The organism is Rothia sp. HMSC069C04, assembly GCF_001812895.1.
GTDB lineage: Bacteria > Actinomycetota > Actinomycetes > Actinomycetales > Micrococcaceae > Rothia.
On the sequence record NZ_KV810765.1, the window covers coordinates 1 to 716 of the forward strand.

Here is a 716-nt window from a genome sequence, read left to right on the forward strand (position 1 = left end):
GAGACGCACTGCTTCCACTTCTCTTCGAGCTCGCGGTGCAGTTTGCTACCGTACACAGCGTTACCCGCCTCGGTAGAGATACGACTGTTTGTGGACTGCCCTTCATTCTCGGGCCTCTTACCTTCGGGCACCGCGGCCTCCAGGGTCTCGCGGGCCTTGGGGTAGCATTCGGTGCGAAGCTTGTCCTCGGGGCTCATGCTCTCCCCCGAGTTATAGGAGATGGGGGCGGCTGCGTTGTTGGGGTCTCGCTTCTGAAAACCGTACTTCTGGGCGTACTCGACATTCCAGGGACCGTACTTTCGCCCCATCTCGCCGCGGGGCGCACCCTCAGAGTAGGGAGCCTGGATGGTGTAGTTCTGCCCGTGTTCGGCAAAGCACTGCTTCATAGCAATCTGAAAGGCCGTGTATTCGTAGTGAGTGCGCTCATAGTAGGTGTAATCGTCCAGGGGCATCTTCACGATGTCCTGCTCCGCGTCAAAGATGGCGTGGACGCTTTCGTCGCGTTCCAGCGGCGGGTTGAAGAGCGAGCAAGCACTCAGGGGCATGATGCCGACACAGAGCAGGGCACCCGTGGCGAGCAAGCGGCGGCTCGTGCCGGTACGAGGAGCGGCGGTGCGGCGGTTGAGAGATTTCATCGTTGAACACCTTTCATAGGAGTGAGTTGCTCACCACATTACACGTTCCGCTCCCTGTCGCGCTCGAATTTCGGGGGGGGG

At 60.2% G+C, this 716-nt stretch carries 1 protein-coding gene; it reads right to left on the minus strand.

What is annotated here, in order from left to right:
* The coding region (locus HMPREF2879_RS09045; protein ID WP_070635429.1) for a multidrug transporter at positions 1 to 635 on the minus strand (635 nt) is incomplete at its 3' end.
* Positions 636 to 716 lie beyond the last annotated feature (81 nt).